Genomic DNA, 21,100 nt, shown 5'->3' on the forward strand with positions numbered 1-21,100 from the left:
CGCCGGACGAGGAGCGGCCATGGCGAACGGACAGAGGCGCGGAGGTCCCGGGCGGAGCGAGGAGACGCGCGTCGCCCCCGAGGAAGACGACGAGTCGACGCGCAACGGCCCCTTCCCGCCACCCCGGGAGACGCGCATGGCGCCCGTCCTGGAGACCCGCATCGGCCCCTCCGAGGACCAGGAGGAGATCGTCACCGACATCCGTGGGAACCAGGGGCCCTCCGGGGGGCAGGCCGCCATCGTCACCGAGATGCGCGGAGGGCAGGCCGCCATCGCCACGGAGCTGCGTCCCCCCGCGCGTGCTGGCGGCGCGGGGCGTCCCCAGGCGCCGGTCGCGACCGAAATCCGGGGAGGAGGCTCCACCGACGAGCGCCCCGAGTCCTTCGCCACGGAGCTGCGTGGGGCACCGCCGCCGCCGCCCCGAGGCGCGAAGGTGGAGGCGAAGGGGGCGGGGTGGCTCGCGCGGGGCGCCGCCGAGAAGCGTCCTCCTCCGCCGCCGGCCCCTTCGGGCGTGGTGCGGCTCAGTCCGTTGGAGCCGGTGGGGAGCAAGGCGGGCGTCGTCCAGAAGCAGGAGGAGGAAGGGCCCGCGCTGCGGACGATGTTCGCGAACCACTCCGCGCTGCTGGCGGAGCAACTGCGCACGGCGCTGGCGAAGAAGATGTACGGGCGCAATCCGCACCGCGTCCTGCGCGTCGACGAGCCGGAGGGGCCGAGCACGGCGGGCGGGAAGCTGGCGCGGCAGGCCATCTCCCTGGTGCCTCGCAAGGGCTCGGGCCCGTCGGTGGTGTGCGGCTGGGTGGACGTGTCGAAGCGCGAGGCGCAGCTCCGCAACTTCGAGGCGGTGGCGAAGCGCTACGAGTCCCACCACGGGGAGCCGCTCGTGCTCGCGCAGGAGGAGTACGAGAAGTTCCTCCAGGACGTGGAGGCCGTGCTCGTCCAGTCCACCATCAAGGTCCGCCTCATCGTCCCGGAGGAATCGCCGGGAGCGCGCATGGTGGCCTCGACGGCGCAGGCGAAGTCCAAGGGCGTCCCCGTGCTGCTGACGCTGCTGCTGATGGGCGCGGCCTTCCTACTGGGGATGTTCGTCGGCCGCACGCCAGGCTGAGCGCCCGGCGTCTCCCCAGGGGGCGCGGCCGGGCCAGCGCGCGCAGGGGTGTCCATGCCGCGTGGTGCACCACGCGGCACGGAGCGTGGCGTCAGAGCGTGGGGTAGTCGATGTAGCCCTTCGCGCCGCCGCCGTAGAGCGTCTTCTTGTCGAGCTCCGCCAGGGGCGCGTTCTCGTGAATCCGTCGGACGAGGTCCGGGTTGGCGATGTACGGGCGGCCGAAGGAGACGAGGTCCGCGCCGGCCTCGACGGCCTTGCGCGCCAGCTCGCCGTCGTAGCCGTTGTTGACCATCCACGCGCCCTTGCCGCCGGCGTCGCGGTAGGCCTTCTTCAGCGCGGCGTAGTCGAACGGCCGGTCCGCCAGCTCGCGCGGCCCACCGGTGGCGCCCTCGATGATGTGCACGTAGGCGAGGCCGAGCTTCGCCAGCTCGCGCACGACGTACTCGAACAGGGGCTGCGGATTCGCGTCGAACGCGTCGTTGGCGGTGGTGACGGGCGACAGGCGGATGCCGGTGCGCCCGGAGCCCACGGCGTCGATGACCGCGCGGGTGACCTCCAGCAGCAGGCGGGCCCGGTTCTCGATGCTGCCGCCGTATGCGTCCGTGCGCTGGTTGGACCCCGTCTTCATGAACTGGTCGAGCAGGTAGCCGTTGGCGCCATGAATCTCCACGCCGTCGAAGCCCGCGACGTCCACGGCGTTGCGCGCGGCCTGGGCATAGGCCTGGACGATGCCGGGCAGCTCGGACAGCTCCAGGGCCCGGGGCTGGGAGGTCGGTGTGAAGGTGGGGACGCCGTCGCGGAATAACACGGTGCGCGTGTTGGCGGTGATGGCGGAGGGCGCGACGGGGGCTCCGTTGCCCGGCTGCAGCTCCGTGTGGGAGACACGGCCCACGTGCCACAGTTGCGTGACGATGCGGCCACCCGCCTGGTGCACGGCGTCCGTGACCTTCTTCCACGCGGTGAGCTGCTCGGGGGCGTACAGGCCGGGCACGTCCGCATAGCCCTGGGCCTGATGGCTGATGGCGGTGGCCTCGCTGATGAGGAGCCCGGCGGTCGCGCGCTGGGCGTAGTAGGTGGCGGCGATGTCCGGGGGGATGGCGTTGGGCGAGCGGTTTCGCGTCAGCGGCGCCATGACGATGCGATTGGAGAGTCGCAGGTCACCCGCGGTGGTGGGGTCGAAGAGGGTAGGCATGTGCGCGTCGTGAGCCGAGGGGGAGAGGACTTCCGGCCCAGCCTAACGACGCGCGTCCTCCGTCACCATGGGAAGTGCACCCAGCCGGGCGGGCAGCGAGGCCGGCCGACCCGGGGGCACGAGGCGCCGGGGCCGGCCGTCGTGGGGCGTGGCGCTACCTCACGCCGGGGGCGGAGACTCCCGCTCCCAGTGGCGGTGCGCGGCGATGGCCTTCACGAACGCCTGCCCGAAGCCCTTCACCTCGCTCTTGGTGGTGCGGATGACCCCCATCGTCTCGTCCAGCACCCGCGTCGCCGGAGGCGCGCCCACGCCCGCCGCGTCCAGGAGCCCCGTCGCCGCGCCGGCCAGCGCGAGCGGCTTGCAGTGCACGTACGCCTCGCGCACGAAGTCCACCGCGAACGGCAGCGTCCTCAGCGCCGCGACGCTCTTGTCGCCGCCGGGGACGAAGACGGCGTCGTAGAGCACCGATGACGTGGAGCGGATCGTCTTCACCGGCGTCTCCTTGCCGCCCTCCGCGCTGGTGATGGGACTGAGCGTGGGCCCCAGCACCTCCACGAGGCCCCCCTCCTTCTCCACCGCCTTGCGCACCTGGGCGAGGTCCGTCGAGGAGAAGCCGTCCGCCACCAGCACCGCCACCTTGCGCGTGTGGATGGACTCGTGCGGCGTGTTCACCATGCTCAGCGCCGGGGACTTCGTCACCATCTTCCCCGTCTTGTTGCCCACCGCCGCCGGGGTCGTCCGTCCTCCGCGCGGCGCCGTCACCCCCACCGCGCGCGCCACGCGCACCGCCAGCTCCCGGTCGATGTTCGCCAGGACCTGGTGCACCACCCGCTCGCGAATCTCCGGGCGCTCCACCTTGCTCACCTCGAACTCCACCGCGGCGATGAGGTGCTCCCGCTCCGGCGGGGACATGCTCTGGAAGAACAGCGCCGCCTGGGTGAAGTGGTCGGCGAACGACTCGCTGCGCGTGCGAATCACCGTGCCCTCCACGCGCTCCGGGGAGTGTGCGAACGCCTGCCGGGGATTCGCGAGCACGGGGCACCCGCCGCCCAGCGAGTTGGGGTGGTAGTTCGCCCGGTTGGTGGGAATCGTCTGCCGCCCGAACCCGTCCTGCTGGTGGTTGTTCACCGGGCACACCGGCTTGTTGATGGGCAGCTCCGCGAAGTTGGGCCCGCCCAGCCGCGTCAGTTGCGTGTCCAGGTACGAGAACAGCCGCGCCTGCATCAGCGGGTCGTTGGTGAAGTCGATGCCCGGCACGACGTTGCCCACGCAGAACGCCACCTGCTCCGTCTCCGCGAAGAAGTTGTCCGGGTTGCGGTCCAGCACCAGCTTGCCCACCTTGCGCACCGGCACCAGCTCCTCCGGCAACAGCTTCGTGGCGTCGAGCAGGTCGAAGCCGTACTTCAGCTCGTCCTCCTCGTTGATGAGCTGCAGCCCCAGCTCCCACTCCGGGAAGTTCCCCCGCGAGATGGTGTCCCACAGGTCCCTGCGGTGGAAGTCCGGGTCCTTGCCGGACACCTTCTGCGCCTCGTCCCACGCCATCGAGTGGGTGCCGAGCACCGGCTTCCAGTGGAACTTCACCAGCGTCGCCTTGCCCTTGGCGTTCACCAGCCGGAAGGTGTGGACGCCGAAGCCCTCCATGTGTCGGAACGTGAGCGGGATGGCGCGGTCGGACATCAACCACATCACCATGTGGGCCGTCTCCGGGACGAGCGACACGAAGTCCCACAGCGAGTCGTGCGCGGACGACGCCTGGGGAATCTCGTTGTGCGGCTCCGGCTTCACCGAGTGCACGAAGTCCGGGAACTTGATGCCGTCCTGGATGAAGAAGACGGGCATGTTGTTGCCCACCAGGTCGAAGTTGCCCTCGGCCGTGTAGAACTTGGTCGCGAAGCCGCGCACGTCGCGCACGGTGTCCGCGGAGCCGCGCGAGCCGCCCACGGTGGAGAAGCGCACGAAGACGGGCGTGCGCAAGGACGGGTCGGTGAGGAACTTCGCCCGCGTGTAGCGCTCCAGCGACTCGTACACCTGGAAGTAGCCATGGGCCCCCGCGCCGCGCGCGTGTACGGCCCGCTCCGGGATGCGCTCGTGGTCGAAGCGCATGATCTTCTCGCGGAAGTGGAAGTCCTCCAGCAGCGTGGGCCCCCGGACGCCGGCCTTGAGCGAGTTGTCCGTGTCCCCGATGGGGATGCCCTGGTCCGTGGTCAGCGTCGTGTCCTCGGAGCGCGCCCGATATCGCTCGAGCTGCTCGTTCTTCGAGGGCGGTGGAGGGTTCTTCTGCGACGGAGTCTTGCGCAGCGGCATGTCTGCTCCCTGGCGGAGGAATTCACGCCGGTCCCCCGGCGCGCGAGCGGTGTACGCCTCCACGCGGGACCCGGGGCGAATGCCCGCGGGCACCCACCGTCGAGCGTTCACTGCTCGCCAGGGAAGCAGCGGCGTTGGACCGCCGGTCGACACTGCCACGTCGACGCGACGACGCCCCCGCGCGCGGCACGGCCGCGACACGGAGGCGTCGGACTGGCAAGGCGTGTCCTGCTCAGCGGTGAATCACGGCGTGGGCTTCGCCACGGTGGGCTGCCCTTCGGTGCCGGCGGCGGCGGCGGCCTCAGCGGCGGCGGCCTCCGCGGCGGCGGCCTCGGCCGCGGCCTTCTCCGCGGCCACGCGCGCCGCCTCGGCCTCCGCGCGCTTCTTCGCGTCGGCCTCGGCCACCGTCTTCAGGTTGGCGAGCCCCGCCTCGAAGTCCTTGCCGATCATCTGGTCCATGTCCATGACCAGGCACATGGCCTTGCCCATGAAGTCGTTGAGGCCGCGCATCGCCCACACGACCTCGGTGCCACCCTCCACGGGCTTGAACGAGACGCTCGTCTCCGACTTCCCGGCCCACGGCTTGATGAACTCCAGCTCGAAGCGCACCAGCGCGGCGGGCTGGCTCTCCAGGATGGTCATCCGCCCCTCGCCCACCTTGTCGTTGCCCACCCACGCGTAGGTGGCGCCGGCGCCGGACTCCGCGCCACCGAACGTGGTCTTCATGTCCGGATCCAACTTCGCCCACGGGGACCACTCGGGCCACCGGTGGAAGTCGTTCACCGGCGTGAAGGCGATGTCCGCCGCCACGGGGAGCGTCGCGGTGCGCTGCACGGTGTACTCCGCGGGACGCGTGGCGATGACGGCGACGAGCAGGAGGATGGCGGCGGCGAGGCCACCGAGAATCTTCTTGAGCATGGGGTGTGTTTCCTTGGGAAGGGCCAGGGGAGCGTGGCCCGCGGCGCATATAGAGCGCGCCCACCACCCGACGCAAGGCGCCCTGCGTCCGGAGTCCCACCTGTGAGGTATCATTGCGCGTGCAACGACAAGGGGCCCGTTCCGGTTTTTCCGGAAGGGCCCCTCGCGTCACCCCGGAGCGTGGGGTGATGGGTGACTCAGTTGTAGGTGGCCGTGTACGTCCCGGCCTGCGCGCCGTCGATGAAGGCGAAGTCCACGCCCTTGATGGTGCGGGTGGTGGTCGTCACGGAGGCGCCCGCGCGCGTGACGGAGGTCAGCGTGCGGCCGGTGCTGGTGCGCCTGGGCACCATGAGCGTCAGGTTGCGGGCGGGGTTCGTCACGTTGAAGGTGAGCGCCGTGCCCCCGGTGAAGGTCAGCGCGGAGACCTGGGTGGCCTCGCGCGCGTCGAGCCACTCGAGCAACTGCTTCGCGGTGATGACCGGGACGCCGTCGCGCCTGGCGGAAGCGACGATGGCGGCGGAGCCGGAGGACCCGGCGGAGGGCTGCGAGTCCACGTGCATGTTGGCGTTGAAGGCGCCGTAGTAGCCCTTGGTGCCCAGCGCGTTGGCCAGCAGCGTGTCGATGTGGAGGGGATAGGACTGGCCGGACTCGTCCGTCATCTGCGTGGCGAGCTGGTAGACGTCGAGCGGTGAGCCGTCGAGGTCCGCGAAGCGCATGGCCAGCCCGGAGCCGGTGAAGAGGCCCGGGCGGTCCTGCACCCAGTAGTCGGGCCAGTAGTAGTAGTTGGTGTCCAGGCGGATGCCGTGCAGGCGCGACACCTTGGGCTGGGTGGACCAGTCGCTGAACGCGATGCAGTGCGTGCGGTTGGTGACGGGCGCGGGGATGGCCGGGTAGTTGAGCGCGAAGCCGTCGAGCTGCGGCGTGAAGAAGTTCGGGTCCAGGTTGTTCGCCGTGTAGTCCGCGCAGCCGGTGTTGACGTGCAGCGCGTACTCGAAGCCCTGCGTCACGTAGCTGCCCGCCTGGGTGGCCGTGAGGCCACCGACGTAGTCGTAGATGGTGCCGCGGATGCACTCCCAGTCCGCCACGTTGCAGCCCGTGGGGCTGTCCGTGAGGTACTGGTTCCAGCGCTGCGTGGAGGCGCCGCCCGGGTGACCGTCACCCGTCATCACCACGACGGCCTTGTGCGAGCGGGGGAAGTACCACAGGCGCGGCAGCGGGATGGTGCTGGTCTGGTGCAGCACGTTGGCGAGCAGTCGCTGCTGCTCGTCCGCCTGGGGAATCTGGACCTTGCCCAGGTTGACCCAGTCCGGCTGCGGGTCGAACGACGCGTTGCCGTAGAACATGTCGCTGGCGCGCGCGCCCGGGCCGATGGAGGAGCCGTCCCGGTTCTGTCCCTGCCACGCGGGGTTGCCCTGGCGCGTGTAGATGACGGACTTCGCCAGGTCGTACATGAAGGCGGTGGCGGTGCCGCTGCCCACGGTGCGCTGGCTGACGGCGGCGAACGTCGTCGCGGTGGTGGCGTCCGAGTAGAGCGTGGCGACGGCGCGCGTGCCGGTGGTCAGCGTGCGCTTGTCGGCGGGGCCGTGGTACTGCATCGTCTCCGCGGTGATGCCGGTGCCGGGCGCCTGGGTGGCGTTCACCAGCAGGTAGCCGTTGCTCAGCGTGCCCTGCGAGGGATTGAGGCCGAGCAGCGACTCCAGGTTGGCGGCGGGGCGCAGGGCGATGAGGCTGCCGCCCGCGTTGACCCAGTTGGTGACGAGCGTCAATTGAGCGGCGCCCAGCGTCTGCTCCCCCAGCACCAGGACCTTGTAGTCATTCAGGGACACGGTGACGCCGAGGTTGCCCGCGTCGGTGGTGGCGAAGGCGGCGATGCCCTCGGCCTCGAGGATTTCACGCAGGTAGTCGGTGAAGGGGTTGCCCGGGGCGGTGGCCACGAGCACGGGGCCGGCGCCCTGGACGCCCGGGCGGGGCGGCGGGCCGTAGGACTCGAAGACGACGTCCACCCAGTAGTTGGAGTTCTGGTAGCTGCCGCTCGGGAAGGTGGGCGTGGCGTTGTAGGCGTAGACGCCGTTGCCCCCCGCGGTGGTGGAGCCGGGCAGGGCGTGCAGCGGCGGCGCGTCCACGCCGGTGGCGAGCCCGCTGGTGTTGTACGAGTAGCCACCCGCCGGCGCGAAGTACGACGCCACGTAGGCGGCTCCCGCGGTGATGGGCACGGGCGTGGCGAACGTCACCTCCTGCCAGCCGACGGCCGTCTCGTTGGTGAAGGTGGCGGAGGCGAGCGACTGGCCGGTGGCGCTCCACAAGTTGCCGACATGCGTGCCGGTGTTGCCGCTGCCCTTGTAGAAGCGCACGCCCCGGATGAGGCCGTCCACGTCCGAGCGGAACTTCACGCCCAGCTCGACGGGCGCGGTCTCGTTGGCGGTGGCGTTGGCCGGCACGGCGGTGGGGGCGAAGAGCCGGAAGTGGTTGTCCGGCGGCTGCGTGGGCGGCTGCGCGCCGGTGGCCTGGAAGACGACGTCCACCCAGTAGTTGGAGTTCTCGAAGCTGTTGACGGGGAAGGAGCCCGCCGCGCCGTAGGTGAAGACGCCGTTGCCGCCGCTGGTGGCGCCGGGCAGGGCGAACAGGGGCGGGGTGTCCTGGCCGGTGGCGAGGCCGCCCTGGTTGAAGGCGTAGGCGCCTGCGGGCGCGTGGTACGAGGCGACGTAGGTCGTGTCGGCCGCGATGGTGACGGGCGTCGAGAAGAGGACCTCCTGCCAGCCGGTGGCCGTCTCGCTGGTGAAGGTGGCGAAGGCCAGGCGGTTGCCATTGGCGCTCCACAGGCTGCCCACGTGGGTGCCGGTGTTGGTGGCGCCCTTGTAGAAGCGCACGCCCAGCACGTTGCCGCTCACGTTGGTCTTGAACTTCACGCCCAGCTCCACGGCGGCGGGGTCGTTGGTGACGGACGCGACGGTGGGTGTCTGGGTGGAGGGCCACAGCGTGACGGGCGCGGCCGGACGGAAGACGACGTCCACCCAGTAGTTGGCGTTGCCGAAGGCGGTGGAGGGGAAGGAGCCCGCGGCGCCGTAGGTGAAGACGCCGTTGCCGCCATTCGAGGCGCCCGCGAGCGCGTGCAGGGGCGGGGTGTCCTGGCCGGCGACGAGGCCGCCGTTGTCGAAGGCGTAGGCGCCGCCGGGCGCGTGGTACGAGGCGACGTAGGTCGTGTTGGCGGTGACGGGGACGGGCGTGGTGAAGAGGACCTGCTGCCAGCCGCTGGCCGTCTCGCTGGTGAAGGTGGCGAAGCCCAGCCGCTGGCCGGTGGCGCTCCACAGGCTGCCCACGTGGGTGCCGGTGTTGGTGGCGCCCTTGTAGAAGCGGATGCCGAGGATGTCGCCGTCGACGTCGGAGCGGAACTTCACGCCCAGCTCGACGGCGGCGAAGTCATTCGTCACGGACGCGACGGCGGGCGTGGCGGTGGGGGCGAACAGGGTGAAGGTGGGCTGGGCCCATGCCTCGCTCGAGGGGAGGAGCAGCAGCGCGGCCAAGAGCAGCGTCACCGCGTGAGCGCGCAGGGGTGGGGGGACCCAGGCGGGTCGTGGCTTCTGGGGTGTCATCCGGACGTCTCCTTGGGGTGTGGCACGACGAACGGCGAGGAGGACGGCGGCCCTTGTCGCGAGCCGCACAGGACTCCAGGCCTGGCGTCCTCGGTGAGGGAGCACCGAAGGCGGCGGAATCTTGCTGCCCGCACCGGACCCCGACAACGACGTGGCACGGAGGGCCTGATGTCGTTGCCATGCCACGCGAACTTTCCTCGCGCGTCGAGAGGCGCCTGTCACAGGGACATGGCGCTCCGAGCGCGACGGCATGTTCCGTGAATTGCGTTGCAAACGCAAACGTGACGCATGAGGTCGGAAGTGGATTGGCACTTCATGGGCCGCATCGACTCGGCTCGCTTGGCTCGGGCGGATTTGCCATTGCACCAAACTTCCTGGTCTATGCCTCCCGGGGCCAACGCCGCGTCTACCTGAAGCACGTCGCGCCAGGATGGCATGAGCGATGCTCACACTCGCCTTGATGCACCGTGCATGTCACCGTCGGCGCACTCGTGAGGCAGCGACCGGATTGAGGGCGGCCAGGCATCAAGGGACGAATCGCTCAACGGTGTTGAGTATTTCGCCGCTGCTCGCAGTTCCTCCGATGATGAGCACGCTTCCTGAATCGAGCCACGTGGCGGTGTGAGAGGCACGCGCCCAGGACATGGGGGAAATCAGCTCCCATGTGCCGTTCTGACGGAAGAGCTCCACAGATGCGCGCGGCTCTCCGGTAGAGAGGGAGTTTCCACCGGCAACAAGGACTGCCCCCGAGGGCAAGAGGGTGGCCGAGTGTGCGAAGCGGGCTTCTCTCAGCTCTTGCTGAGGGGACCAAGACCTGTTCCCTGGGGCGAAGAGGTCCACGTCGCGGAGGACCGTTCCCGGCGACCCCAGCAATGAGCCGGCGACCAAGATTTCCCCTGAAGGCAGAAGCGTGGCTGTATGGCCGTTGCGGCCGTTGCGCATCCGCGCTTCGATGCGTTGCCAGCCGGCATTCACCTGGCTCGAGTCGTAGACCTCTGCGGTTCGCTCCGCGCCCGTCTCACTGTAGCCACCGATTGCAACCACCTTGCCTCCGTTGAGCATGGTGAGGGTCAGGACGTTTCGCTTGAAGCTCATGTTGCCGACGTCCGTCCAGGTGTCGTCGTTCGGGTCGAAGAGCGCGGTCGTATCGAGTCCCGTGGATTCGGATGTTCCACCACCTGCGACCAGCACCTTGCCCGACGTCAACAGAATGGCGGCATGCCAGGCCCGCGCGCCATTGGGAAGGGCGCGCGCGTCCGTCCATGAGTTGGCATCGACGTCGTAGACTTCAACGGTGGCCAGTGCCTCGTCCGTGGGTCCCAGTCCACCGACCACCAAGACTCTTCCATCGTTCAGCAGGGTGGCCGTATGCCCCGCGCGTGGCGTCTCGAGACTCGTGGCAAGACTCCAGCTGTTGGACGAGACGGTGTAGAGCTCCGCGGTGTTCGTGGGGTTGCATCCTTGGTTGATACGTGTGGTGCACCCTCCGACGACGAGCACCTTGCCGTTCTTCAGGTCCGTGGCCGTATGCCCTGTGCGGCGCAGCTGCATCGAAGGCACGGGTTTCCACCCTGGTGTTTCGCGCCCACTGTCTGGTGGTCCCCCATCCGTGCCAGCATCCGACCCGCCGTCGTCGTCAGCGGCTCCATCATCCCCAGCGGCTCCGCCGTCCCGGCAGGCACCCGGGCTCTTGATGCAGAACTGGAGTACCGCGTCATCGACGTCGAGGCAGGCTGCGACATGCGTGCCCATCACGAGCAGTCCAAGCGCCGTCGAGAAATGAAGGACCTTCATGGCAGCTTCCCCGAAATCGACACGGACGTTCCGTCCAGCCCGACTTGAACGGGCGCCGGCGCATCAGGTGCTCCCAGCAGATACATTCCCGTGGCGACTCCCAGCCCCATCAGTCCTCCGACGAGCAGTCCCACGGAGACCGTCTGCATCCCGCGCGCGCTCTGCGCCAGGGTTCTGGCGTCAGCCTCCGTTCGGAGTTCCTGAGGCCTGTGCATCAGCCGTGACTTCCTTCCCTCCGCCAATTTCCAGAAGACGCCTGCTGTGACGACGAGGGCGCCTCCCGCGATGGCAGGGATGATGGCTCGCTCTCTCGTGGTTGGGAGAGAGGGGATTTCCTCTGAGAGGGGAGAGGACGAAGGCTCTGGGCGTCTCGGGGCCTCGTCGGGGAGCGGCCCTCGTGATGCAGGACCCCGCTGGAGCGTCGGCGCATCCGTTTTCAGCGGCCCCCGGTCCTCCCCTCGCAGGGCCAGCTCGCCTAGAACCTCCTCTCGCATGGCTTCGAAGCGCCGCTTCAACTTTGGGGAGACGCTCAACGGGAGCTGGGCGTCGGGAGCGAGAAAGAGGGCTGCTTTGAAGGCGGCATTGGAGTCGTCCAGCCTCTCAGCGCTCAGCTCGGCCAAGAGGATGCCCTCATAGAGCGAGATCGCCACATCATCCTCGGGCCCCCTGGACACCTTCTTGCCTCGGGCAACCTGCTCCAGTGCTCGCTCGTATGCGAGGTCTTCGATGAGTTGGTGGATGGACACCAGGTAACGTCGCACGTCGGGGGAGACTGCGCCTCGGGCTCCTCCAGGGAGGATACAGAGTCCGAGGAGGAGGCTCCAGACACAGGCGCCACTCCGAGATAGGACGCCCGACACGATGGAATTGCCCTTGATGTCGCTGGAAGAAGACATCATGTCCTCACACGAATGACGCTTGGGTTCGCCTGCCGTTGCGATGTCACGAGAGCGAGGGACCACCCTCCGGCTGGGGGGGGACCGAGTTGTCGGGGACCGGGATGGGAGACACCGCTCCAGGGCTGGCCGCCTGCGGCTCAGGGAACAAGGCATCAGCGGACGAGGGCATGAATGGCTGACCGAAGCGCGCTGGAGGGCGGTCCTGCATGCCATTCACACCGCCCTCGGTGAATGGGACCCCTGGCGCTTCGCCGCTCCCCGCCGTCTGGATGACTTCCTGCGGCGGGGGCGTCAAACCCAGCAACTTCTCCAACTCCGCCTTCCGGCTCGTGCCCTCGAAGGCGGAGTCGAGTTCATTCTTCGTGGGCTTGACCTTGTCGATGTCCTTCTGGCTGTAGGGGGGCTTCTTGGATTCCTCGAGGGCCAGCGCGTTCGCTTTGCGCATGGCCTCCTCGGCGCTCTTCGCGGTGAGGGCTGCTGTTTCCTCCGCCGCCTGGAGCCTCTGGGCAGCCCTCCTGGAGGCTTCGGTGGCTTCCTTGAGCTTCTTCTCCGCGGCGCCAAGGGCCTCCTTCGACTTCTTCGCCTCCGCAGGCGACTGCCCGGGTCTCTCCGCCGCCTTGCGCGCGTCGGCGACAGCCTTCTCCGCTGCTTCCTTCTGTCTCCGCGCGGAATCGGCGTCGCGCTTGGTCTGTGTCAAGTTGTCCCGAGCCGCCTCCGCCGCCTTGCGCTTGGCCTCGGCCGCGAGCCGCGCCGCTTCCGCCTTCTGTCGGGCCTCCTCTGCGCGGCGTTGCGCCTCCGCGGGGTCCACTTTGGCCGCTCCAGACCGACCGACCGTTGTCACTGAGCCCATGAGTATCTCCTCCTGTCGAGAATGCCTCGTGTCAGGAACGAGGCAGGCGCGATGCATGTGATTGGAGGCGCCAACACAGCGCGGCTCCGAGGCGCGGTACGGCCGGCTCGAGTCGATTCGTGTTTGCCCCTGCAATCGAGGAGAAAGAGGGAGGATGCCGGCCGGCGTCCCACAAAAGTCTGGAAGAGGCGTTGAACGGCTGGGGGAGGTGGTGGCTCCGTGCCCGCACCCCGGGCGCGTCAGTCGCGACGATGACGGCAGGATGGCCATGGCGCCGGCCGGTTTGTGTGGACTATTGGAGATGCCGGTCCGCCGGAGCCCGGTGGACGTGTGGAGCCCGCGGCATCAATCCAGCAGTCCGTTGAAGCTGATGTCCAGTCGGCTGCCAACCAATCCGACGAGGCTCTCCAGCGCGACCTGGTCCTGCTTCAATCGGGGGGCAAGTTCCTTGCGGACGTGCTCGAGCAGCAGTCTGCGAGCATCCGAGACTCGCCTCGCAACCGCGGACCGCGAGCCGCCATACACCAGGGTCAGCCGATCCATGGTGAATCCATGGATGTGGTGCAAGCGCAGCAGTGTCCGCTCTTGCTCGGGAAGCACCGCCACGGCCTTTCGGAGCGACTCGGCGAGGAGCTGGCGCGCGTCTTCGCGCAGCAGCGCGTACTCGGGGTCTCTCGGTGCCAGGCATCGTGCGAGCTCCTCTGGCGGTTCGGCGACGAGCTGAAGCCGTTCGTCCCGGCCCACCAACTCCCCCGCGATGCGTGTCGCGATGATTCCCACCCACGCGAGCAGGGGCCCCCGGCCCCCATAGCTCGCGATCCTCGGTGGAGTGCTCCCGCTGGCCACCAGCAGCCGCTCACGCAGCACCTGCAGCACCTCCTCCCCTGAGTTGGGCGGCAGACGCCCGAGCCGGGCGGGGATGTGACGGAGGATGTGTTGCTCGAACGCCTTCAGGGCGGACGACGCCCCGGTGGCGCAGGCGCACGAGAGGAATAGGTCCGCAGCCTGGATGATGCGTATCACTTTCGACACTTTGCCTGCAGGCAACTGCAGGGCGAGATGCCGCAGGAAGGTCTCGTCGGACAATGGCAGCATGGGCCACGCGGTCCGAGCTGTCTCGATGTGCTCGTGCAGCAGCACCTCCAGCCGCTCCTCGGCGTCGAGCTCCGTGTGCCGCTCCCGCGGCAAGTGCTCTCTCAAGAGTGCTGTCAAGGAGCGCGTCTTCGATTGCGTGCTCATCGCTTCGCCTCACGCCGCTGCCAGGCCAGTACCGTCTGGAGCTCCTGCCGACCTCGGACTCCCACGGACTCCAGCCGCGTCCGCGCCTCCTCGGCCATCGCGAGCGCCCGAGTCCGGTCCGAGGCTGTGCGTGTCTCCAGGAGCGCCCGGGCCAGCAGAAACGCGGTCTTGCCGGCGACCTTCGGGTCCTTGGCCTCGCCCCATCGGGTCTGGATACGCCGTGCGCGCTCGAGCAGGGGGACGGCTTCCGCCACGGCGCCCAGCGCCAGATGTGCCTCCCCGGCACAGCTCAGGGCGCTGGCACCGTCCTCGGACTCCGCTCCCTCGGCGGTCTCCGTGACCTTCCGCGCACGTTCGCAGTATGCGAGCGCTTCCTTCGGAGCGTGAGTCGCCAGGGCCAGCTCGGCCAGGGGGAGCAGTACGGGGGCGGTCTTCCCTCCCTCCGTGCCGTGCTTCTTCTCCAGCCGGTCCAGCGCGTCCAGCAGGTCGCGCCTGGCCTCTGGGTAACGACCTGCCTTCAGGTGCACCTGCCCCCGGAAGGTCAGCGGTAGGGCGGCGCGCGTCGTGTCCGGGCCCAGTCCGCGCTGGATGCGCTCCACGGCCTCGGTCGCGAAGGCCAGCGCTTCGTCGTCCTGGCCCGCATCGCTGGAGATGAACGCCTGCTCCGCGAGTGCGTAGACAACGGTGAGGTGGTTGGGGCCGCGGGCTCGCTCGAAGATGGCTTGCGCCCGCTCGACCTGGGACCGCGCCTCCTCCAGCCGGCCGTCGAGGCGCGAGACCCCTGCCAGGTTCAGCAGCACCGTCCCCATGGGGGTCGTCTCCGGAGTGGAGGCCGCCTCCTGGAGGGCCAGGGCCTTGTGCCAGGCGCTGACGGCCTCGGCGTGCTTTCCCACCTCGAACGAGGCCGTGGCGACCCGATTGTAGGAAGTAGCGAGCGCCGGGTTGTCGGGACCGAGCACGTGCTCGCGCAGCTTCAGCGCCTCACGGTGGACCTTCAGCGAGTCCTCATAGCGGCCCTGGTCGAAACGAATGCGTCCCACTTGGTGGAGGAGGTTGGGCGTACGGAGGCTGTCCGGGCCATTCCTCCTCAGCGAGAACTCCAGGCCCCGGAGCGCCTCCTGCTCCGCCTCGGCGAGGTGGCCTTGCATCTCTCTCAGCGACGCGATGCGCGTGTGCAGGTCCGTCGTGATGTCGGGGAAGCGCTCCCGCCCCAGCCGTTCGACAGCGGCCCGCGCGTGCCGGACGAGCTTCTCCGCTTCATCGGGGCGGGACTGCTCCTCGCCCGCGACATGGATGAGCTCCAGCCAGGCCCTCGCCACTGTCTCTTCGTCACCCGCGGCCTCGGCCGCCCACAGGGCCTGGTAGAGAGCCGCCTCCGCCTCCTTGGTCTTGTTGAGGCCCCCGAGGAGCGTGCCGTGAGCCAGGAACACCTCTGCCTCCAGCGGCTTGTAGCCGAGTCCCTTCAGCTCTTCGAGGAGGGCGGATGTCATCGCGAGGCCCTCATTGAACCGGTGTGACACGAGGTGGGCGTGGGCCAGCGCCAGCTTGTGCCGTGTCGCATCCACCTGGGCGCGGAGGTTGTCGGGGGGCTGGGGTCGGCTGGAGAGCCCCGGCGTGTCCCGGCATCCGACAAGGCCCTCGAGCGATAGCGTCAGTTGGCGCGCGTTCTGCACTGTCTGCGCGTCGGCCTCTTCCAGCACCTCCGTGACAGCGGCGATTTGCCAGAGCCGTGCATCGAGGCACGCGGCGGTCTGCCTGGCCTGGTCCGCGGTGTCGCCTGTCGCGGCCCGACAGGCTTCCGTGCGGAGCATCCGCCACTGAGCCGTGTGGGCATCCAGCACCGCCGCGAACTGCTCCCAGGTCTGGGCTGCAGAGGCCACGCCCGTGGAAAGGAAGGCTGCGCGGACCCGCTCTCTCCGCGCGGGACTCCAAGCCACCGCGACCTTCTCCGCTTCCTGTGCACAGTTGGCCTCGCGCCGCTGCGCTGTTGTCCCGAAGGCCGAGAGGATTCCCATCATTCCGGCCAGGCCCGATGTGACGAGGACCTGCACGAGTCTGCGGTGCGGCGGCGGAGTGAGGGCCTCCAGGAGGGCCTGCATGGTTGGGAAGCGCTCCTCGGGCTTTGCGTTGAGCCCGCGGCGTAGCGCGCGTCGAATCCGGGGCGGGATCTTCACGTCACGCTTCGGAGGACTCAGTAGCCCGTGCTGGGCGGACTGGACCAGCTCCTTCAGCGTCTCCCCCTGGAAGGGACGCGCGCCAAAGAGGGCCTCATGGAGTGCCACGCAGAAACTGAACTCATCCGAGCGCGTGTCGGCGTGCATGCCCTGAAGGAGTTCCGGAGCGAGATAGGCAGGGGTGCCCAGTACCTGGCCTGTCCGAGTGAGCGATTCCGTGAGGGAGGTTGGGGGCGAGACATGTTCCCGTGCGGTTGAGGGCTCATCCTCCTGGTGGAAGATGCGGGCGATGCCGAAGTCCGTGACGAAGACCCTTCCATCCTTCCCGATGAGAGCGTTCGCTGGCTTGAAGTCGCGGTGCACCAGCCCGGCGGCGTGGGCGGCTGCCAGACCCTTGCCCGCGTCGACGAACACCCGGAGTACGTCCTTCCACGGACGTGGTTGCTTCATCCACTCCCCGAGCGTGGTGCCCTCCACCAGCTCCATCGCCAGGAAGATGCCGTCACCGTAGGTTCCCACGTCATACAGGGTGACGATGTTGGGGTGGGAGAGCCGGGCGAGCGCCTGGGCCTCGCGCAGCAGTCGCTGCTGGAGCTCTTCGCGGTGGCGTCCCTCAGGGCGCAACACTTTGAGGGCTACCCGTCGGCCCAGCTCAGGGTCATCCGCAGCGTACACCACGCCCATTGCCCCGGAGCCGAGGCTCTCACGAACGATGTAGCGGGAAACGTGAGTGCCAGCCACCAGTGCCTGGGCGGGCGCCTCGCGGGGTGTGGTCGCATTGTTGGGTTGTGCTTGGGCTCCTGCTCCCGCTGCGAGGGCCCATTGGCAGTCCGGGCAGCGCTCCACATGTGCCAGGACGTCGGCGCGCTGCTCCGCGGAGAGCAATCCCGCCAGAAAGTCAGTCAGCGTCGCCTCTTGGGGACATGGCTGGGTGGGTGCGGGCTCTGCGACACTTTGCGATTCGCCAGACCTGGCTGATGTCGGTGTTCGTTCACCCATGATGTCCCCCTCAGGAAATCTTGGGATGAAAATTAAGTGATTCCCTCTTCCCTCACGAGCGCATGGGCAGGCGTGCGTTGAGTCGTACACGGAAGGAGGGAGCTGCGTCGCGGAAGACTATTCTCTAGGAGACACGCTCGGTGCTCCGTGCGTTTGGAGGGGCCTCTCGCCGCGTGCCGCTGAGAGTCGTCGTGTTCGGGATGGACAGCCAAGAGCTGGGCGAGGCTCTTTCATTGGGGATGACAGCCTCTGGGTTGGCTTTGTGTCTGGTGTGATTCATCGAGCTTGCCTGGATGAGGGCTGTGAATTCTGTCGAAGAGGGGGTTCGCAATGGGTTCTGTCGCATCCGTGAGTGGTCCCGGCGCAGCAAAAGAAGACCCGGTCAAGAAGAAGCGCAATGAGGAGGTCGCCCCGCCGAAGTCGGAGGCGGCGCGGCATGTTGCTGAGTCCAAGCGTCAAGCGGTGACGACGGCCAGGGGCGTTCTGGCACAGGCTCAGCGTGACGCGAAATCTGCCCAGAAACAGGAGGACGCCGCAAAGAAGACTGCCAGGGATGCGCGCAAGATCGCGCAAAGTCCAGGGCAGACTCCCGCGGGCGCCATCCGCTCCTCAAGGGTGGTCGAGGTCCTGTCGAAGCTGGTGACCGAACGGGGGGGCCCCAAGCACATCCGCAGCGACAACGGGCCGGAGTTCGTGGCCTCGGCCGTCCTGCGGTGGGCCGCGGAGGCCGGCATCGAGTTGGCGCATATCGCCCCTGGCAAGCCTTGGCAGAACGGCACCGACGAGCGCTTCAACGGACGCTTGCGCGATGAGTGCCTCAGCATGGAGTGGTTTCGCTCTCGAGCAGAGGCCAAGGTGGTCATCGAAGCGTGGTGGCAGCACTACAACCAGGTCCGTCTTCACTCGAGCCTGGGCTACCTCATGCCTCTGGAATTTCGACGGCAGTGCGAAGCAGTGATACCCAACCCGCCCCAGACGGCGCCTCTCTCGTAATCAGTGGTCCGAAGGATCCAGGCAGGTCAAGGCCAACCCCTCTCTCCACCTAACCTGCGCACTCCGACCGAATCTGCCTCTCCAAAACCACACACGACGATTTGCACTCGCCGATTGGCCTCGATGCACAAGAATAAACTGCGGTGAGTTTTGCCCACGCATTCCAACAGAAAGAGCCCATGGGAAAGATTGATGGCAATCAGAGATGTCGAAACGTTGCACCCCCTTCGACTTCCACCAATGAGAGCAAGACACGCACACAGGAGAGAAAGAACTCCCCTGGGCGGGACAACCCCAACGTGCGTGCCCATCAAGGTCACAGTGATTTCGAGGCCGGGACAAAGAAGGCCGGCACTCCTGCCCTCGACGCGAATGCGGTTCTGCCGGCGAAGCTGAATCCCGCATCTGTTCAAAAAGCCAACGAGCACTATGAGAAACTCAAAGGACTCAACCCCACTGGGGCCGCAAAGGCCTTCGCAAAGGTTGTCGAGACGCACAAGAGTGATCCTGACTATGTAGCTCAACTCGTCAATCGCGCCCGTGAAAAGGGGGGATTACTCGATAACTTGGCCCGCGCGCATGATGGCTTTTCTCCGTTCTCAAAAGACAAAAACGGCAACTACTTTCCCGAGTTCATGGAGTCGGAACGCAAGGTCATTACAGATGCCCTTGGCACAGCACGCGCGAAAGGATATCTCACCGACCAGGACGTTCGGGACCACGCAACGGACAATACCCAGTGGCAGGACATCGCCAGCCGACTCGGTATCCGCCATGTGGGGCGCCTCTCTGGCGCCGATGCCCCGCTCAAGGAAGTACAGGGCGCCAGGACTCGCTTCGAAAAGGCACGCGACCAGGTCAGGGAGAAGAACGAGCGACTGGCAAAGCTTCTAGCGAGTGCCGGCCCAGCACTCACGGATGTTCAGAAGAGCGCCTTCATCAAAGAGTTCCAGAAGGATCCAAAGAACAAAGCAGTCTACAAAGAAGAAGCTGAGGCAGCCCAGGCTCTTGCTGCGTCCTTGGAGCGCAATCAGGCCACATTGGGACAAGCGGGAGTTCGGGACCCTGAGGCCCGCAAGGAACTATATGAATCCCTCAAGACACTCGCGACCTCTCCTGCATCCGGAAGAGTCACGGACGTCATCGAAAAGCTCTTCAAGGATCCCGAGGTTGCAGAGTCATTCAATGAATTCGAGAATCTCGAAAGAGAAATCCTCCAGCCTGCTGCAACAGGACTCGCTGCGCGCCTCCTCGAAGAGAACGACGGAGACGCCAAAGCAGCCTCCGATGCCTACAGAGAGAAACTCAAAATCCTCGACGAGACTTTTTCAAACTTTGGCAAGCCACTAATTGACGGCAGAGATGGAGTGACGCAGGCCGCTTCCGCTGCGCTCGAGGATGCCACGGACAGCAAGTATAGCGCCTTGGAGAGGCTGGGTGACAACTACGAGAGCATGAGCACTGGGTCGAAGCTTCTGACAGCCGGACTCCTCGTCTACGGCGCAAAGGCAGGCGCCGACAAGGCCGCAGAGGGTGAATACCGTGAGGCGGCAAAAGAGTTTGCCGGAGCCAGCAAAGGCGCTGCCGAACTTTTGGCAGGTGCGACAAAGAGTCTGGTGGACCTGGGGAAGAACGCCCAACAGAGAGTCGCTTTGCGCTATGGTACCAAGGCACTAAGCGTTGCAGAATTTGCGGCAAAAATTGCCCCTGGAATTGGAGTTGCCGCGAGCGCAGCATCGCTCGGAATCAACGTCGACAAGGCTAAGGAAGGGAATGCGGGCTATGCCCTCGCCGCCGCTGGCGATGTGATTGGTGTTCTCGGAGGCTTAGTCAACTACATCCCAGGGGGCATCGTGCCGGGCGCTATCGCCAGTGGGATAGGAGCCGCCATCAGCGCGGGTGGAGAGTTGCTGGGGAATTTCATCGACCAGAAGGACCTCGCCGACGAACGGCAGCGCCTTTTTGCAGGACTCGATCAGCTTCCAGAAAATCTTCGCGAGCCTCTTGCCACTGCGGATAGCGCCCGGATCAAGTTTCTCACAACAGACCTGAGCCTGAAGCCCAAGCAAATCCAGGCGCTTCTCCAGAACAACCCCAAGTTGGCAGATGGCCCCCTGGGCACAGAATCCGAGCTGCATACCATCCTCAAGCTGGCCAAGAATGCAAAGCTGACTAGCGACGAAACCTATCGACTGCTCGACGGGGTCTTCAAGGGCGCATCTTCCCTCGTCGAGGACGTCCTCAAGCGAAAGGCTGTGCTCGACACCTTCTTCCGGTACGCACATACAATCTCCGTCCAGGGCAAGAGCGGACTGAAGAAGTTGTTCGAACAGGGAGCCAACGATAGCAATCTCGCCGATCTCAAGACGCTATTTCTGGGGGCCGCACGCGGCTTGGATTGATGTTCGACCCAAGGCATGAGGCACTCTCTTTCTGCATGAATGAAGCTTCGTTTGGAAACTACCTCTCTGCGCCAGTTTGATACGCCGTCTCTCTCTGAGGTCGACATCAAGAAATGCCTCGCTATCGGGGGCATCCTTGGTTTTGAGAAAGAGCCGTTCAGCCGAGGCCGCAGTTGGGAAGGCGATAGCCTCTACGGCGCCTGTCCATCTGTTTTCGCTGTGGCGCTCGCGAAAAATTAGAAATCGCAGCAAGGAGATGTTTGCATGAGAAATGCAGTGAAGTATGTGTTCGGGGTCAGTGTTCTATTCTTCGCGACGGCCTGCGGTCCCCTGATGGAGTCGCACGGGGAAATGGGGCCGGCAGCCTATAATGAAGAGACGTCTGGAATTTACGACATAGACTTGGTTCTACCCGGTCACTTGAATTCAGGTGGGGGGCCATGATCGACGGTCGGGATGACACCCGCACAGCTCAAGAAGCTGGACGAGGCGCCCTCAGTGGTCACGCAAAACCGTAAGACCTCGCCGTGCCCCGTCGTGACGGGCCCCAGCATCTCGTGAGACCTCCAGCGGCCACACGCAGGAGGTGGTCCGTGGAGCTGGAGAAGGAGCTGGAGCAGTTCCGTCAGGAGGCGCAGCGG

At 67.0% G+C, this 21,100-nt stretch carries 11 protein-coding genes and 1 pseudogene; 3 read left to right on the top strand and 9 right to left on the bottom strand.

Annotated features, from left to right (window positions below):
• Positions 1–19 precede the first annotated feature (19 nt).
• A complete protein-coding gene (locus LZ198_RS15715; protein ID WP_253972772.1) occupies positions 20–1,105 on the top strand; it encodes a hypothetical protein in 1,086 nt (361 codons plus the stop codon).
• 91 nt (positions 1,106–1,196) lie between these two features.
• Here the strand turns inward: LZ198_RS15715 and LZ198_RS15720 are convergent, their stop codons facing one another.
• The 9 genes from LZ198_RS15720 to LZ198_RS15760 all read right to left on the bottom strand — a co-directional run bounded on the left by LZ198_RS15720 (position 1,197) and on the right by LZ198_RS15760 (position 17,064).
• Positions 1,197–2,297, bottom strand: a complete 1,101-nt coding sequence (locus LZ198_RS15720; protein ID WP_253972773.1) for an alkene reductase — start codon at positions 2,295–2,297, stop codon at positions 1,197–1,199.
• Positions 2,298–2,456: 159 nt separating this feature from the next.
• On the bottom strand, positions 2,457–4,601 hold the full coding sequence (locus LZ198_RS15725) for a catalase (protein ID WP_253972774.1): 2,145 nt from the start codon (positions 4,599–4,601) through the stop codon (positions 2,457–2,459).
• Between the two features lie 243 nt (positions 4,602–4,844).
• Positions 4,845–5,519, bottom strand: a complete 675-nt coding sequence (locus LZ198_RS15730; RefSeq protein ID WP_253972775.1) for an SRPBCC family protein — start codon at positions 5,517–5,519, stop codon at positions 4,845–4,847.
• Between the two features lie 197 nt (positions 5,520–5,716).
• On the bottom strand, positions 5,717–9,109 hold the full coding sequence (locus tag LZ198_RS15735) for a DUF4082 domain-containing protein (protein ID WP_253972776.1): 3,393 nt from the start codon (positions 9,107–9,109) through the stop codon (positions 5,717–5,719).
• 525 nt (positions 9,110–9,634) lie between these two features.
• The gene (locus tag LZ198_RS15740; RefSeq protein ID WP_253972777.1) at positions 9,635–10,903 is read right to left on the bottom strand and encodes a Kelch repeat-containing protein; all 1,269 of its coding nucleotides are present in this window, start codon (positions 10,901–10,903) and stop codon (positions 9,635–9,637) included.
• Positions 10,900–11,802, bottom strand: a complete 903-nt coding sequence (locus tag LZ198_RS15745; protein ID WP_253972778.1) for a hypothetical protein — start codon at positions 11,800–11,802, stop codon at positions 10,900–10,902. Before LZ198_RS15745 ends, LZ198_RS15740 begins: the two co-directional genes overlap by 4 nt.
• Before the next feature lie 43 nt (positions 11,803–11,845).
• Positions 11,846–12,652, bottom strand: coding sequence for a hypothetical protein (locus tag LZ198_RS15750; RefSeq protein ID WP_253972779.1), 807 nt, complete (start codon positions 12,650–12,652; stop codon positions 11,846–11,848).
• Between the two features lie 345 nt (positions 12,653–12,997).
• The gene (locus tag LZ198_RS15755) at positions 12,998–13,891 is read right to left on the bottom strand and encodes an RNA polymerase subunit sigma-70 (protein WP_253972780.1); all 894 of its coding nucleotides are present in this window, start codon (positions 13,889–13,891) and stop codon (positions 12,998–13,000) included.
• Complete coding sequence (locus tag LZ198_RS15760) at positions 13,888–17,064, bottom strand: protein kinase domain-containing protein (RefSeq protein WP_253972781.1); 3,177 nt, start codon at positions 17,062–17,064, stop codon at positions 13,888–13,890. Before LZ198_RS15760 ends, LZ198_RS15755 begins: the two co-directional genes overlap by 4 nt.
• Positions 17,065–17,655: 591 nt before the next feature.
• Between LZ198_RS15760 and LZ198_RS15765 the strand changes: the two are divergent.
• A pseudogene (locus tag LZ198_RS15765) lies at positions 17,656–18,057 on the top strand (integrase core domain-containing protein); the annotation flags it as partial.
• A 179-nt stretch (positions 18,058–18,236) separates the two neighbouring features.
• Positions 18,237–20,459, top strand: a complete 2,223-nt coding sequence (locus tag LZ198_RS15770; protein ID WP_253972782.1) for a hypothetical protein — start codon at positions 18,237–18,239, stop codon at positions 20,457–20,459.
• Positions 20,460–21,100: the final 641 nt, after the last annotated feature.

The organism is Myxococcus dinghuensis (assembly GCF_024198235.1).
GTDB classification, from domain to species: Bacteria; Myxococcota; Myxococcia; order Myxococcales; family Myxococcaceae; genus Myxococcus; species Myxococcus dinghuensis.